Genomic DNA, 14,289 nt, shown 5'->3' on the forward strand with positions numbered 1-14,289 from the left:
GAACTGCCGGACATGTTCCGGCAAGCCATTGAGAAGGAACCGCATCGATGATTCAGATGCAATCGAACCTAGACGTCGCGGACAACAGCGGCGCGAAGCGCGTCCAGTGCATCAAGGTGCTGGGCGGGTCGAAGCGCCGCACCGCGAGCGTCGGCGACGTGATCGTCGTCTCCGTGAAGGAGGCGCAGCCGCGCGCCCGCGTCAAGAAGGGCGACGTTCACCGCGCGGTGATCGTTCGTACCAAGAAGGACGTGCGTCGTCCCGACGGCAGCGCAATCCGCTTCGATTCGAACGCCGCAGTGCTCGTCAACAAGAACGAGGAGCCGATCGGCACCCGTATCTTCGGCCCTGTGGTTCGCGAACTGCGCGGCCGCGGGTTCATGAAGATCATCTCGCTCGCTCCGGAGGTGTTGTAATGGCCGCCGCGAAGATCAAGAAGGGCGACAACGTCGTCGTGCTCTCGGGCAAGGACAAGGGCCGCACCGGCACCGTCCGCCAGGTCATGCCGAAAGAAGGCAAGATCGTGGTCGAGGGCGTCAACGTCGCCGCCCGTCACCGCAAGCCGAGCCAGGCCAACCCGCAGGGTGGCATCGACCGCTTCGAAGCGCCGATGTCGATCTCCAAGGTTGCCGTGGCCGATCCCAAGGACGGCAAGCCGACCCGCGTCCGCTTCGAAGAGAAGGACGGAAAGAAGGTCCGCGTTGCCGTCAAGTCCGGGGAGACTATCGATGGCTGATACCTACACCCCGCGCATGCGTGCGCGTTATGACGAACAGATCGTCAAGGCGATGACCGAGAAGTTCGGTTACAAGAACCGTCTCGAGGTGCCGCGCCTGGAAAAGATCACGCTCAACATGGGCGTGGGCGAGGCGAGCCAGGACAAGAAGAAAGTCCAGGTCGCCGCCGAGGAAATGGCCCTGATTGCCGGCCAGAAGCCGGTCATCACCAAGGCCAAGAAGTCGATCGCGCAGTTCAAGCTGCGTGAAGGAATGCCGATCGGTTGCAAGGTTACCCTGCGCCGCGAACGCATGTACGAGTTCCTCGACCGCCTGGTGACCATCGCAATGCCCCGCATCCGCGACTTTCGCGGACTGAACCCGAAGAGCTTCGACGGGCGCGGCAATTATGCGATGGGCCTGAAGGAACAGATCATCTTCCCGGAAATCTCGTACGACAGGATCGAGAAAGTCCGGGGTATGGATATCATCGTGACCACGACGGCGAAGACCGACGAGGAAGCCCGCGAACTGCTGCGTCTGTTCGGCTTCCCGTTCCCTGCTGAGCAGGCCGCCGAAGAGAAGGAGGCCGCGTGAGCGGCCCCCTGAACGCAAGGAAAGCAAAGAGAGCTTAAGTCCAATGGCGAAACTGAGTTCCATCAACAAGAACGAGCGTCGCAAGAAGCTCGTGAAGAAGTACGCGGGCAAGTACGCCCGTCTGAAGGCGATTGCCGACGACGATTCGCTCGACGAGAGCGAACGCCTGATCGCGCGCCTGAAGATGGCCGAGATTCCGCGTAACGCAAATCCGACCCGTGTGCGCAACCGTTGCACCACCACCGGCCGCCCGCGCGGCTATTACCGCAAGTTCGGCCTCAATCGCATCGAACTGCGCGACCTCGGCAACAAGGGCCTGATTCCCGGCCTGACCAAGTCGAGCTGGTGAGGACTGACAGATGGCTATGACCGATCCCCTGGGTGACATGCTCACCCGTATCCGCAACGGCCAGCAGGCGAAGAAGGATTCCGTCCTTTCGCCCGCTTCCAAGCTGCGTGCGAACGTGCTCGAAGTTCTTCAGCGTGAAGGCTACATCCGTGGCTACAGCGAAGATTCGACCGGCAAGCACCCCGCGCTGCGGATCGAACTGAAGTATTTCGAAGGCGAACCTGCGATCAAGCATGTCGCCCGCGTGTCCAAGCCTGGCCGCCGGATCTATTCGGGTTCGAAAGAACTTCCGACCGTCCGCAACGGCCTTGGCATCACCATCGTCTCGACGCCGCGTGGCGTGCTCTCCGACAACGAGGCACGGACCCACAACGTCGGCGGCGAAGTGCTGGCGGAGGTGTTCTGATGAGCCGCATCGGAAAACGTCCGGTAGCGATCCCCAGCGGGGTCACTGCCACAATCGACAACGGCACGCTGACCGTGAAGGGCCCGAAGGGCACCTTGTCGATGGGGCTGGTGGACGAAGTCGTCTACAAGCTCGAAGGCGATGAGATTTCGGTCAAACCGGCCAACGACAGCCGCCGTTCGCGCGACTTCTGGGGTATGCAGCGCACGCTCGTTGCCAACCTCGTCGACGGTGTCACCGAAGGCTACACCAAGGTGCTCGAAATTTCGGGTGTCGGTTATCGTGCGCAGGCCCAGGGCAAGAAGCTCAAGCTTCAGCTCGGCTTCAGCCACGACGTCGACCTCGACGTGCCCGAGGGTATCGAGGTGAAGACCCCCGATCAGACCACGGTCGAAATCAGCGGGATCGACAAGCAGTCCGTCGGGCAGTTCGCCGCAGAGATCCGCCGCTGGCGCAAGCCCGAACCTTACAAGGGCAAGGGCATCAAGTATCGCGGCGAGTACATCTTCCGCAAGGAAGGGAAGAAGAAGTAAGATGGCCAAGCTTTCCCTCTTTGAACGCCGTCGCCGCCGTGTTCGCACGACGTTGCGCACCCGCGCCGGCGACCGCCCGCGCCTGTCGGTGCACCGCACCGGCAAGCACATCTATGCCCAGATCATCGACGACGTGCAGGGCAAGACCCTCGCCGCCGCCTCGACCCTGGGTGCGAAGGCTTCGGGCGCCAATGTCGATGCCGCCAAGCAGGTCGGCACGGATATCGCCGCGGCCGCCAAGAAGGCGGGCGTGACCACCGTCGTGTTCGATCGCGGTGGCTTCCTGTTTCACGGCCGCGTCAAGGCGCTGGCCGACGCCGCCCGCGAAGGCGGGCTGGAGTTCTGATGATGGCTGAAGAAAACAAGACCGAAAACACCGAGACGCCGCAGGTCGAGGAAGCGAAGGTCGAAGAGACCAAAGCCGAAGAGACCAAGGCCGAAACGGTCGAGGCCAAGGCCGAAACGGTCGAGGCCAAGGCCGAAACCGAGCACGCGGTGGCCGAAGAACCGAAGATCGACAACGCGGGTTCCACCCCGACATCGACCACTGCACCGACCGAAGCGGCTGAAAACCAGTCGCCCGCCGGTGGCGAACCCTCTCAGCCGCGCGGACGCGGCCGGGGCGGGCGCGATGGCGGTGGCGGCGGTGACCGTGGCGGTCGGGGCCGTGGTCGCGGTCGCGACGATCGCCGTGGCGGTCGCCGCGAGGAAGAAGACGACGGCATCATCGAGAAGCTCGTCCACATCAACCGCGTTTCGAAGACGGTTAAAGGCGGTAAGCGCTTCGGCTTCGCCGCGCTGGTCGTGGTCGGCGACGGTTCGGGCCGGGTCGGCTTCGGCCACGGCAAGGCACGCGAAGTGCCCGAAGCGATCTCCAAGGCGACCGCTGCTGCGCGCAAGAAGATGATCCGCGTTCCGCTGAAGGAAGGCCGCACGCTGCATCACGACGGCAATGGCCGTTTCGGTGCGGGCAAGGTGACTTTGCGCACGGCGCCTCCGGGTACCGGCATCATCGCCGGTGGTCCGATGCGCGCAGTGTTCGAAAGCCTGGGCGTGGCCGACGTGGTGACCAAGTCGGTCGGTACGTCCAACCCCTACAACATGATCCGCGCCACTTTCGATGCGCTGCAGGACCAGACTTCGCCGAAGTCGGTTGCGCAGCGTCGCGGCAAGAAGGTCGCCGACCTGCTCGGCCGCGGTGGCGCCAGCGAGGCGGAGGCTGAAGCCGACGCCGCGGCTATTGCGGAGTAAGATCGATGGCTGACAAGAAGAAGACCATCAGGATCAAGCAGATCGGTTCGCCGATCCGCCGGCCGGAAAGCCAGCGCAAGATCCTCGTCGGGCTCGGCCTCGACAAGATGCACAAGGTCGTCGAGCGTCAGGACACCCCCGAGGTGCGCGGCGCGATTGCCAAGGTCCAGCACCTGGTTGCAATCGTCGACTGATCCCGTGAGCCCCCGCCAGCCGGGGGCTCATAATTTTGAAGCGCGAACAAAAGCGAAAGCGAGTGCACACCATGAAACTTAACGACATCCGCGACAACGAAGGCGCCCGCCACCGGAAGATCCGCGTGGGGCGCGGCATCGGTTCGGGCAAGGGCAAGACCGGCGGCCGCGGTCAGAAGGGCCAGAAGAGCCGTTCGGGCGTTGCCATCAAGGGCTTCGAAGGCGGCCAGATGCCGCTGCACATGCGCCTGCCGAAGCGCGGCTTCAACAATCCGTTCGGCAAGGACTATGCCGAAGTGAACCTGGGCATGGTCCAGAAGTTCATCGACGCGGGCAAGCTCGACGCCAAGAAGGTCGTCGACCACGAAGCGCTCAAGGCCGCTGGCCTGGCGCGTGGCGGCAAGGACGGCGTCCGTCTGCTGGGCAAGGGCGAACTGAAGGCGAAAGTCCAGTTCAAGGTGACCGGCGCCAGCAAGGGCGCGATCCAGGCGGTCGAAAAGGCCGGCGGTTCGGTGGAAGTTGCCGAAGCGAAGCCTTCGGAAGACGAAAAGAAGAATGCCCGGCGCGAGGCCAACAAGGCCGCAAAGGCTGGGTAAGCGATGAAAATGGGGACGGGGGGTTCGACATCGGGCCCCCCGCTCCCTATTTAGCGTTTCCGAGCCGGGAGGGTCCGGCGCCGAGTTAGGGCACAAGCATTTCTCATGGCATCACGCGCGGACAATATCGCGAGCAATCTCAGTCTCGCCAATTTCTCGAAGGCGACCGAGCTCAAGAACCGAATCTGGTTCACCATCGGTGCGCTGATCGTGTTCCGGTTCCTCAGCTTCGTTCCGCTGCCGGGTGTGAACCCGCTGGTGCTGCAGGATCTGTACGACACGGCCCGCGGCGGCATTCTCGATCTCTTTAACACCTTCTCGGGCGGTTCGCTCGAACGCATGAGCCTGATTGCGCTGGGCGTGATGCCGTACATCACCGCCTCGATCGTGGTTCAGCTTGCTGCGGCGCTGCACCCCTCGCTCGCCGCGCTGAAGAAAGAAGGCGCGACCGGGCGGCAGAAACTCAACCAGTACACCCGCTACGGCACGGTTTTCCTGTGCGCGATCCAGGGCTGGTTCCTCGCCTCCGGGCTTGAAGCCTATGCCGCGCAGAGCGGCCTGCAGGCTGTCGTCCAGCCCGGCATCATGTTCCGCGTCGGCGCCGTGGTCAGCCTGGTCGGCGGAACGATGTTCCTGCTGTGGCTGGGCGAACAGATCACCAGCCGCGGGATCGGCAACGGCGTTTCGCTGATCATCATGGCCGGCATCGTCGCGCAGTTCCCGGGCTTCGCCGCGAACATGTTCGAAGGCGGCCGCAGCGGTTCGATCTCGCCGGTCATCATTGTCGGCTTCGTCGCGATGGTCGTGATCCTGATCCTGTTCATCTGTTTCATGGAGCGCGCGCAACGGCGCCTGCTGATCCAGTATCCCAAGCGCGCGACGCAGCGCGGCGGGATGCAGGCCGATCGCAGCCACCTGCCGCTGAAGCTGAACACTGCCGGCGTCATTCCGCCGATTTTCGCCAGTTCGCTGCTTCTGCTGCCGCTGACGATCAGCCAGTTCGCCGGCAACCAGGTCGATACCGAAAGCACGTTTGGCGGCGCGATCGTCTGGCTGAACCAGTATCTGGCGCACGGGCAGCCGATCTACATGGCGCTCTATGCCATCGGGATCATCTTCTTCTGCTTCTTCTACACCGCCGTGGTTTTCAACCCGGAGGAAACGAGCGAGAACCTGAAGAAGAACGGCGGGTTCATTCCGGGTATTCGCCCCGGCAAACGGACCGCCGAATATCTCGACTACGTTCTCACCCGCATCACCGTGATCGGCGCGATTTACCTGACCCTGGTCTGCGTGATCCCCGAATACATGATCGCGCAGACCGGTATCCCGCTGTTCCTTGGCGGCACCAGCCTGCTGATCGTGGTCAATGTTACGGTCGACACGATCAGCCAGATCCAGTCGCACCTGCTGGCCCACCAGTATGGCGATCTGATCAAGAAGGCGAAGCTCAAGGGTCGCATGCGCTGATCGAAACCGCGAAGAAATAGGGGAAGCGGCTTGGATATCATCCTTCTCGGGCCTCCGGGGGCAGGCAAGGGCACGCAGGCGCAGCGACTTGAGCAGCGCCACGGAATGCAGCAACTTTCGACCGGCGACATGCTTCGTGGCGCGGTCAAGGCAGGCACACCGATCGGGCTCAAGGCCAAGGCCGTGATGGATCGCGGCGAGCTGGTTTCGGACGAAATCGTTTCCGAACTGATCGATGCGGAATTGACCGCGATGGGCGCCGATACGGGCGCCATCTTCGACGGCTATCCCCGCACGGCAGCGCAAGCGCGATCGCTTGACGAAATCCTTGCCCGTCATGGTCGTTCGCTCGATCATGTGATCGAACTCGTCGTCGACGAAGATGCCCTGGTCGAACGGATCACGGGGCGGTTCACCTGCGCCAACTGCGGCGCAGGCTATCACGACACGTTCAAGCAACCGGCGCAAAGCGGCGTTTGCGACGAATGCGGCGCGACCGAGTTCAAGCGGCGGCCCGACGACAACGAAGAAACGGTCCGCACTCGGATGGTTGAATACCGGGCCAAGACGGCGCCGATTCTGCCGATCTATGAAGAACGCGGCATCGTGAACCGGGTCGACGGCATGGCAAGCATCGACGAAGTGACCGAGGCGATCGACGCCGTCCTCGGCTGACCGCGCGTTGCTTCGCACGTTGAAGCAGGACGGGGGGACTTTGCCTGGCCCGGCGGCTGTGAGATAGCCTCAGGGTTGAGGGAGGACATGCCGATGCCCAGATTCTCGTTACCCGCCATCCGGTTGCCCCGTTCGACAGGCTGTATCCTTGCGGCCATTGGCGGCATCCTCGCCTGGTCGACACCGGCGGCGGCCGAAGTCGTCGAGCGCGGCGACGATTCCTTCGTGGTTCGGGTCACCCGGACGGTCGAGGCGAGCCCGCGTGAAGCGTGGATGGCCCTGATTTCGCCCGGCAAGTGGTGGAGCGACGACCACACCTGGTCAGGTGACGCCGCCAATATGACCCTGACGCCGCAGGCTGGGGGCTGCTTTTGCGAGCGCATACCCGAAGTCGATACCGACGATGTCGTCGGCCTGGCCGGGAGTGTCGAGCACATGCAGGTGGTCTATGCCGCCCCCGACAGCGCGCTGCGCCTGCGCGGGGCGCTGGGGCCGTTGCAAAGCGAGGCGGCGACCGGCGTTCTCACCATTGCCTTCGATACGGCGGATGCCGGCACGGCGATCACGTTCGAGTACGTTGTCGGCGGCTATATGCGGTACGACACGAAGACGATCGCCGAGGCGGTCGACGGGGTGATGGTCCAGCAGCTCGATGGGCTTGCGGACCTGCTCGGCCCCCAGGCCGATCAGGAAGCGGACGAGGCTGCGCCGGCGAAACGCGGCAGCAAGGGCGAGGGGGCGAGCGCTCCCGATCGCGAAAGCGTGGAAGACGCGTTCGGCGATCTCTCGAACGATTAGAGGTCGGGGCGACTGGTAAATGCGGCGGTAGCCTTTTGACGCGGCCGCAAACCTGATATACGCTGCGCTTGCATTACGGCCCCCACCGCCCATATCGGGCGGCGTGATCGTATGCGCGCGCACAGCGGTTGACGCGCGCGGCGAATCGCCCTAAGCGCGCTCTTCATTCGGCATTTGCGGGGTAGTTCGAGAGGCGGCAGCATTGAAAGCGCGCCATTCGGACTTTTTGCCATTTCCGGCATTCGCATTTTACCGATGAACGATAGCGTTGAGATAGGGAAGGCCGCATGCTCGCTGGGCGAGCCGGCAGGTCGGTTCCTGTGGAGCATGGAGAAGTAAGTGGCTCGTATTGCCGGGGTAAATATCCCCACTAACAAGCGCGTGATCATCGCGCTTACCTACATTCACGGTATCGGCCGCACCACGGCCGTGCAGATTGCCGACAAGCTCGGCATCGATCATTCCCGCCGCGTTCAGGACCTGAGCGATGCGGAGATCCTGCAGATCCGCGAAACGATCGACTCCGACCACCAGGTCGAAGGCGATCTTCGCCGTAACACCGCGATGAACATCAAGCGCCTGATGGACCTGCGTTCGTATCGCGGCCTGCGTCACCGCGCCGGCCTGCCTGTCCGTGGACAGCGTACGCACACCAATGCCCGCACCCGCAAGGGCAAGGCGAAGCCCATCGCGGGCAAGAAGAAGTAAGCGAACGCTTTTTCGCAAAGCTTCGCTTTCAGTCACTTCTTTTAAGAACAGGATACCGAACCAATGGCACGCGAACCCGGCCGGATCAGGCGGCGCGACAAGAAGAACATTTCGAGCGGCGTCGCGCATATCAACGCCAGCTTCAACAACACCATGATCACCATCACCGACGCGCAGGGCAATGCGATCAGCTGGTCCAGCGCCGGCATGATGGGCTTCAAGGGCAGCCGCAAGTCGACGCCCTATGCCGCCCAGGTCGCTGCCGACGATGCCGGCAAGAAGGCGGCTGAACACGGTGTGCGCACGCTGGAAGTCGAAGTGAAGGGCCCCGGATCGGGCCGCGAAAGTGCGCTGCGCGGCCTGGCCGCTGTCGGCTTCACGATCACTTCGATCCGCGACGTTACGCCGATCCCGCATAACGGGGTGAGGCCGTCCAAGCGCCGCCGCGTCTGATCCGTACCTGCCCGGCGGCCTGGCGCAAGACGCGAGGCCGCCGACCCTGACGGACCGGACGCGCCCACCAGCGCAGCCGGTCCCGCCCGTATTCGAACCCTAGGGGAAATCCATGGCCGTCAACACCAAGAACTGGCAGGAACTCAAGAAGCCCAACAGCCTCGAAATCAAGGCCGCCGGCGACAAATCGCGCAAGGTCACTTTCGTCGCGGAACCCCTGGAGCGCGGCTTCGGCCTGACGCTCGGCAACGCGCTGCGTCGCGTGCTTCTTTCCAGTCTTCAGGGCGCGGCGATCACCTCGATCAAGATCGAGAACGTGCTGCACGAGTTCTCCTCGCTCGCCGGTGTGCGCGAGGACGTGACCGACATCGTGCTGAACGTCAAGCAGATCGCGCTCAAGATGGAAGGCGAAGGTCCCAAGCGGCTTCAGCTGAACAAGACCGGCCCGGGTGCAGTTACCGCCGGGGACATTGCCGTTTCGGGCGATATCGAGGTGATGAACAAGGATCTCGTGATCTGTCATCTCGACGAAGGCGCGAACCTGAGCATGGAACTGACCGCCGATACCGGCAAGGGCTATGTCCCCGCGGTGCAGAACCGTCCGGCCGATGCGCCGATCGGCCTGATCCCGGTCGACTCGCTCTATTCGCCGGTGCGCCAGGTCAGCTACAAGGTCGAGGCGGCCCGTGTCGGCCAGGAACTCGACTTCGACAAGCTCAACCTCACGATTGAAACCGACGGCACCGTCACCCCGGAAGATGCCGTGGCCTATGCCGCGCGTATCCTGCAGGACCAGCTGACGCTGTTCGTCCACTTCGAAGAAGGCATTCCGCAGCCCAGCTCGACCATGATCGGGCAGGCGGCGCAGCCGGAAGAAAGCGACGCCAACCAGCTCAACCGTTACCTTCTCAAGAAGGTGGACGAGCTGGAACTGTCGGTGCGTTCGGCCAACTGCCTCAAGAACGACAACATCATCTACATCGGCGACCTGGTCCAGAAGACCGAGGCCGAGATGCTCCGCACGCCGAACTTCGGCCGCAAGTCGCTCAACGAGATCAAGGAAGTGCTTTCGTCGATGGGTCTGCGCCTCGGCATGGACATCCCGGGCTGGCCGCCTGAAAACATTGAAGAAATGGCCAAGAAGCTCGAACAGGAACTGCTTGGTTGATAATCGCGTGAGCCCCAGCGAAGGCTGGGGCCTCGGGCCACTGGCGCTTCGCCTGCTGGCTTGAGGTTCCCGCCTTCGCGGGAACACGCACCGGGGCACACGGCCGGCCCTCAATCCGGCCAGCACTGGGCTACCTCGTACGGGCCCCTTACGAACGAAGGAAGATATTGAAATGCGTCACAAGATTTCCGGCCGCAAGCTGCAGCGCAAGACCGGCCACCGCAAGGCCCTGTTCCGCAACATGGCCACTGCGCTGATCAAGCACGAGCAGATCCTGACCACGGCCCCCAAGGCCAAGGAACTGCGCCCCTACGTCGAAAAGCTGATCACGCTGGCGAAGCGCGGCGGCCTCAGCAATCGCCGTCTGGCGATGAGCCGGCTGGGCGACGAGACGCAGCTGAAGAAGCTGTTCGACATCCTCGCCGAACGCTACGCCGACCGCGAGGGTGGCTATACCCGCGTGATCAAGGCCGGTTATCGCGACAGCGACGCCGCGCAGATGGCAGTGATCGAACTGGTCGACCGCGACATCGAGGCGAAGGGCCAGGATTCGGGCCCGGTCACGAGCGACGAAGAAGATTTTGAAGACGCCTGAGGCAACGGGCGTGAGCCCGCCGCGAAGGCGGGGATCTCGCGCCGCAGGCGCTTGCGCGCTAGCCTGAGGTCCCGCTTTTGCGGGCACTCGCACAAAACAAGGGGCCGCGGGGGAAACTCCGCGGCCCTTTCGTTTGACTGCGCGCCACTGCGTGGCACAACGCGGTGCATGATCCGCCATCTCATCGCCGCCGCCGCGCTTCTCGCGCCCGTTCCCGCCCTTGCGCAGAGCCAGCAGGACGCGCTCGATGCCCGCTACGACCGCGCACTTGCGGCAGGTTACAAGGCGTTGTTCCTGTGCAGCGCGATCGCCAATGCCGAGCGCGCCGGGGCCACGCGCACGCCCGAAAGCGTGATCGAATGGGAACTGGCCGGCATCCAGGCCCCGCTCGATACCATCGTGCCTGATCTGCCGTTCGAAATCGCCCGCGGCGAGCACGGACAGGTCGAGGCCGTCAGGGTTGAATGGACCGATGACATGGCCCCGCGCATAGCCGATCACGATTCGCAGCGCGGCTGCCACTTGCTCCCCATCGATGGGCGCCTGCGACCGACCGGCACTGTGCGGACGGCCGAGCCAGGCCCATCCGCGCCGCTCGTTACCCCGCAGGGCACGGCTCCGGCGGCGGCGATGCGGGCGGGCTTCGCGCCGCGATATGGCGAAGGAACGCGCACTACCGCGGTGCTCGTGCGCCGCGGCGGCGAAACCGTGGGCGAGATCTATGCTGAAGGATTCGGCCCTGACGTGCCCCAGCGCACCTGGTCGGTCGCCAAGAGCATAGCGGCCACGCTGGTCGGGGCCGCCGTCCACCGCGGAGAGGCGGATACGGCGCGCCGGGCGGGGCTGGGGCATTCTCCGTCCGACGGGCGGTTTCGGATCACGATAGATCACCTGCTGCGCATGGCTTCGGGCCGCTACTCCGACACTGCCGGCAATCGCACCGATCCGCTCTATTTCGGCGGAGCGACGGTGGACGAACGCGCCGCAACATGGCCGCTGATCCATCCTCCCGGCACCGTCCATCGCTACGCCAACAACGATACGCTGATGGCGATCGAGGCGATCGAGCCGACGTTCGAACAGCATCCGCCCGAAGCGTTCTTCGCCCGGGTCGGCATGGCGGACACGGTGGCGGAGCTTGACTGGCAGGGGAATTACATTCTTTCCAGCCAGGTCTGGTCGACCGCGCGCGACCTTTCCCTGCTTGGCCAGCTCTACCTCGACGACGGCGTGCTCCCCAGCGGCGAGCGTGTGCTGCCCAAAGGCTGGAGCGATTATGTCGCCCGCCCCAGCGGCCCGCAGCCCGATGGGCCATTCGGCTATGGCGCCGGCTTCTGGCTGTTCAACCAGAGCGACGGGGTGCCAGGCGATGCTTATGCGGCGATGGGCAACCGGGGGCAGTTCGTGGTCATCGTGCCCAGCCGCGATATCGTGATCGTCCGGCGCGGGGAGGACCCGGCGGGATCGCGTTTCGATATTGCCGCGTTCACGCGCGACGTGCTCGCCGCAATGGCGGATTGAGCGTGCCTTTGGATTGCAAAGCGCCACGCGGCGGTTACATCTGCAACCACTGAACAGGCCCTTCGGGAGATGACAATGCGCCTCCGTTCCGCCGCGCTCGCGGCATCCGCTCTCACCCTGGCATTCGCTGTCCCGCTTTCCGCTCAAGAGGTAACTTTGCCCGAATACCCCGAAACCCGCACCGGCGAGGTCGTCGAAACCCTGTTCGGCGAGGAGATCGCCGATCCCTATCGCTGGCTGGAAGCCGATGTCCGCAACGACGAACAGGTCGCCGCCTGGGTCAAGGAGCAGAGCGAGTTCACCGATGCCTATCTGAAGGCCCTGCCGGCCAACGAATGGTTCAAGGAAAGGATCGGCGCGCTGCTCGATTACGAGCGCTTCGGCATCCCGCAGAAGGCGGGCGAATACTATTTCTACACCCGCAACACGGGCCTGCAGAACCAGAGCCCGCTCTACGTCCGCCACGGGCTTGAGGCGGAGCCGCGCCTGCTGATCGATCCCAATGCCTGGGCCGATGACGGCGCGACCGCGCTGGCCGGCTGGGAACCGTCCGAAAACGGCAAGCTGATGGCCTACGCCGTCCAGGATGGCGGGACCGACTGGCGTATTATCCGCGTGCTCGACGTCGAAACGGGCGAGCCGCTGGAGGACGAGATCCGCTGGGCCAAGTTCACCGGCATTTCCTGGCTGGGCAACAAGGGGTTCTTCTATTCGCGCTTCCCCGAGCCGGAGGAAGGGCAGGATTTCCAGGCGCTCAATTACAATCAGGCGGTCTGGTATCACGAGCTGGGCACGCCGCAATCGCAGGACCGGATGGTCTTCGCCACCCCCGACCATCCCGAGCGCGGGCATGGCCTTGGCGTGTCGGACGACGGGCGCTGGGGTTTCGTGATCAGCTCGCTCGGCACCGATGCGAAATATGAAGTCCACGTGATCGACTTCGCCGATGACAGCGGCGAGTGGAAAGCGCGCCCGCTGGTGACCGGGTTTGAGAACGCCTGGAACCCCGTCGACACGATCGGCACGCGCGCCTTCTTCGTCACCAACAGGGATGCGCCGCGCTATCGCATCGTCACGACCGATCTGTCCGCCGACACGCCTGAGTGGACAACGATCGTGCCCGAAAGCGAACAGCCGATCGACGGCGCCTCGATCGTCGGCGACAAGCTGATCGTCACTTACCTGAAGGACGCGACCACGCGCGCCGCGGTCTATGACCTGCAGGGCAATCCGCTGGACGATATCGAGCTGGGCGAACTGGGTACGGCGGGCGGTTTCGGCGGCAAGCCGGGCGATCCTGAAACGTTCTACACCTTCACCAGCTTCAACCGGCCCGGCACGATCTATCGCCTGAACGTCGACACCGGCGAAACCAGCACCTTCGCCGCGCCGGAGCTGACTTTCGATCCCGACCGCTTCGTGACCGAGCAGAAGTTCTACACGTCGAAAGACGGCACGCGGGTGCCGATGTTCATCGTCCGGCGCAAGGACGTGACCGGCCCGGCGCCGACGCTGCTCTATGGTTATGGCGGGTTCGATATCTCGCTCACGCCCGGCTTTTCCGCCTCGCGCATGGCCTGGCTCCAGGCCGGGGGCGCATTCGCGCTGGCGAACATTCGCGGCGGGGGCGAATATGGCAAGGCGTGGCACGATGCCGGCCGCCTCGCCAACAAGCAGAACGTGTTCGACGATTTCATCGCAGCCGGTGAATACCTGAAGGCCAATGGCTATACGAGCGAGGGCGGGCTCGCGATCCAGGGCGGATCGAACGGCGGCCTGCTGGTCGGCGCAGTGGTCAACCAGCGGCCCGACCTGTTCGATGCCGCCAATGCCGCCGTGGGCGTGATGGACATGCTGCGCTTCGACCGCTGGACTGCAGGGCGGTACTGGGTCGACGACTACGGCTATCCTTCCAAGGAAGCCGATTTCCGCGTCCTGCGCACGTATTCGCCCTATCACAACATCCGTTCCGGCGTGGACTACCCTGCCGTTCTGGTGACCACGGCCGATACCGACGATCGCGTCGTGCCGGGCCACAGCTTCAAATATGCTGCCGCGCTTCAGGCCGCCGATCTGGGGGACAAGCCGCAATTGATCCGCATCGAGACGCGGGCAGGCCACGGCAGTGGCAAGCCGACCGACAAGGCGATCGAGGAAGGGGCCGACGTGCTCGGCTTCCTCGCGCACTGGACCGGGCTGAACGTTCCGGTCGAGGAGGCAGAGGCACCGGTGGACGATTGATCCGCTTCGACAGCAGGT

General features: G+C 64.0%; 19 protein-coding genes. All 19 read left to right on the forward strand.

Annotation, left to right across the window (positions count from 1 at the left end; genetic code table 11):
• Positions 1-47: 47 nt before the first annotated feature.
• Positions 48-416: a 50S ribosomal protein L14 gene (rplN, locus tag AM2010_RS02560; RefSeq protein WP_047805743.1), complete on the forward strand. Its 369-nt coding sequence runs from the start codon at positions 48-50 to the stop codon at positions 414-416.
• On the forward strand, positions 416-736 hold the full coding sequence (gene rplX, locus AM2010_RS02565) for a 50S ribosomal protein L24 (protein ID WP_047805744.1): 321 nt from the start codon (positions 416-418) through the stop codon (positions 734-736). Before rplN ends, rplX begins: the two co-directional genes overlap by 1 nt.
• Positions 729-1,313 carry a 50S ribosomal protein L5 gene (gene rplE, locus AM2010_RS02570; protein WP_047805745.1) on the forward strand — a complete coding sequence of 195 codons (585 nt, stop codon included), beginning with the start codon at positions 729-731 and terminating at the stop codon, positions 1,311-1,313. Before rplX ends, rplE begins: the two co-directional genes overlap by 8 nt.
• Before the next feature lie 43 nt (positions 1,314-1,356).
• Positions 1,357-1,662, forward strand: coding sequence for a 30S ribosomal protein S14 (gene rpsN / locus AM2010_RS02575; RefSeq protein ID WP_047805746.1), 306 nt, complete (start codon positions 1,357-1,359; stop codon positions 1,660-1,662).
• Between the two features lie 10 nt (positions 1,663-1,672).
• Positions 1,673-2,068, forward strand: coding sequence for a 30S ribosomal protein S8 (gene rpsH / locus AM2010_RS02580; protein ID WP_047805747.1), 396 nt, complete (start codon positions 1,673-1,675; stop codon positions 2,066-2,068).
• On the forward strand, positions 2,068-2,601 hold the full coding sequence (gene rplF, locus AM2010_RS02585) for a 50S ribosomal protein L6 (RefSeq protein WP_047805748.1): 534 nt from the start codon (positions 2,068-2,070) through the stop codon (positions 2,599-2,601). Before rpsH ends, rplF begins: the two co-directional genes overlap by 1 nt.
• 1 nt (position 2,602) lies before the next feature.
• Positions 2,603-2,947, forward strand: a complete 345-nt coding sequence (gene rplR, locus AM2010_RS02590; RefSeq protein ID WP_047805749.1) for a 50S ribosomal protein L18 — start codon at positions 2,603-2,605, stop codon at positions 2,945-2,947.
• Complete coding sequence (gene rpsE, locus AM2010_RS14370; protein ID WP_236699390.1) at positions 2,947-3,852, forward strand: 30S ribosomal protein S5; 906 nt, start codon at positions 2,947-2,949, stop codon at positions 3,850-3,852. Before rplR ends, rpsE begins: the two co-directional genes overlap by 1 nt.
• A 5-nt stretch (positions 3,853-3,857) precedes the next feature.
• Positions 3,858-4,046: a 50S ribosomal protein L30 gene (gene rpmD, locus AM2010_RS02600; RefSeq protein WP_047805750.1), complete on the forward strand. Its 189-nt coding sequence runs from the start codon at positions 3,858-3,860 to the stop codon at positions 4,044-4,046.
• 71 nt (positions 4,047-4,117) lie between these two features.
• Positions 4,118-4,642, forward strand: coding sequence for a 50S ribosomal protein L15 (rplO, locus tag AM2010_RS02605; RefSeq protein WP_047805751.1), 525 nt, complete (start codon positions 4,118-4,120; stop codon positions 4,640-4,642).
• A gap of 105 nt (positions 4,643-4,747) precedes the next feature.
• Positions 4,748-6,112, forward strand: coding sequence for a preprotein translocase subunit SecY (secY, locus tag AM2010_RS02610; protein ID WP_047805752.1), 1,365 nt, complete (start codon positions 4,748-4,750; stop codon positions 6,110-6,112).
• A 30-nt stretch (positions 6,113-6,142) separates the two neighbouring features.
• A complete protein-coding gene (locus AM2010_RS02615; RefSeq protein WP_047805753.1) occupies positions 6,143-6,787 on the forward strand; it encodes an adenylate kinase in 645 nt (214 codons plus the stop codon).
• Between the two features lie 93 nt (positions 6,788-6,880).
• A complete protein-coding gene (locus AM2010_RS02620) occupies positions 6,881-7,585 on the forward strand; it encodes an SRPBCC family protein (protein WP_150115217.1) in 705 nt (234 codons plus the stop codon).
• 339 nt (positions 7,586-7,924) lie between these two features.
• Positions 7,925-8,293, forward strand: a complete 369-nt coding sequence (rpsM, locus tag AM2010_RS02625; RefSeq protein ID WP_047805754.1) for a 30S ribosomal protein S13 — start codon at positions 7,925-7,927, stop codon at positions 8,291-8,293.
• 63 nt (positions 8,294-8,356) lie between these two features.
• A complete protein-coding gene (rpsK, locus tag AM2010_RS02630; RefSeq protein WP_047805755.1) occupies positions 8,357-8,746 on the forward strand; it encodes a 30S ribosomal protein S11 in 390 nt (129 codons plus the stop codon).
• 112 nt (positions 8,747-8,858) lie between these two features.
• On the forward strand, positions 8,859-9,914 hold the full coding sequence (locus tag AM2010_RS02635; protein WP_047805756.1) for a DNA-directed RNA polymerase subunit alpha: 1,056 nt from the start codon (positions 8,859-8,861) through the stop codon (positions 9,912-9,914).
• Positions 9,915-10,086: 172 nt separating this feature from the next.
• A complete protein-coding gene (gene rplQ / locus AM2010_RS02640) occupies positions 10,087-10,509 on the forward strand; it encodes a 50S ribosomal protein L17 (RefSeq protein ID WP_047805757.1) in 423 nt (140 codons plus the stop codon).
• Positions 10,510-10,677: 168 nt separating this feature from the next.
• Positions 10,678-12,030, forward strand: a complete 1,353-nt coding sequence (locus AM2010_RS02645; protein WP_047805758.1) for a serine hydrolase domain-containing protein — start codon at positions 10,678-10,680, stop codon at positions 12,028-12,030.
• A gap of 69 nt (positions 12,031-12,099) precedes the next feature.
• Positions 12,100-14,271: a prolyl oligopeptidase family serine peptidase gene (locus tag AM2010_RS02650; RefSeq protein ID WP_082132779.1), complete on the forward strand. Its 2,172-nt coding sequence runs from the start codon at positions 12,100-12,102 to the stop codon at positions 14,269-14,271.
• Positions 14,272-14,289 lie beyond the last annotated feature (18 nt).

This window comes from Pelagerythrobacter marensis (assembly GCF_001028625.1).
In the GTDB taxonomy this organism is placed as follows: Bacteria; Pseudomonadota; Alphaproteobacteria; order Sphingomonadales; family Sphingomonadaceae; genus Pelagerythrobacter; species Pelagerythrobacter marensis.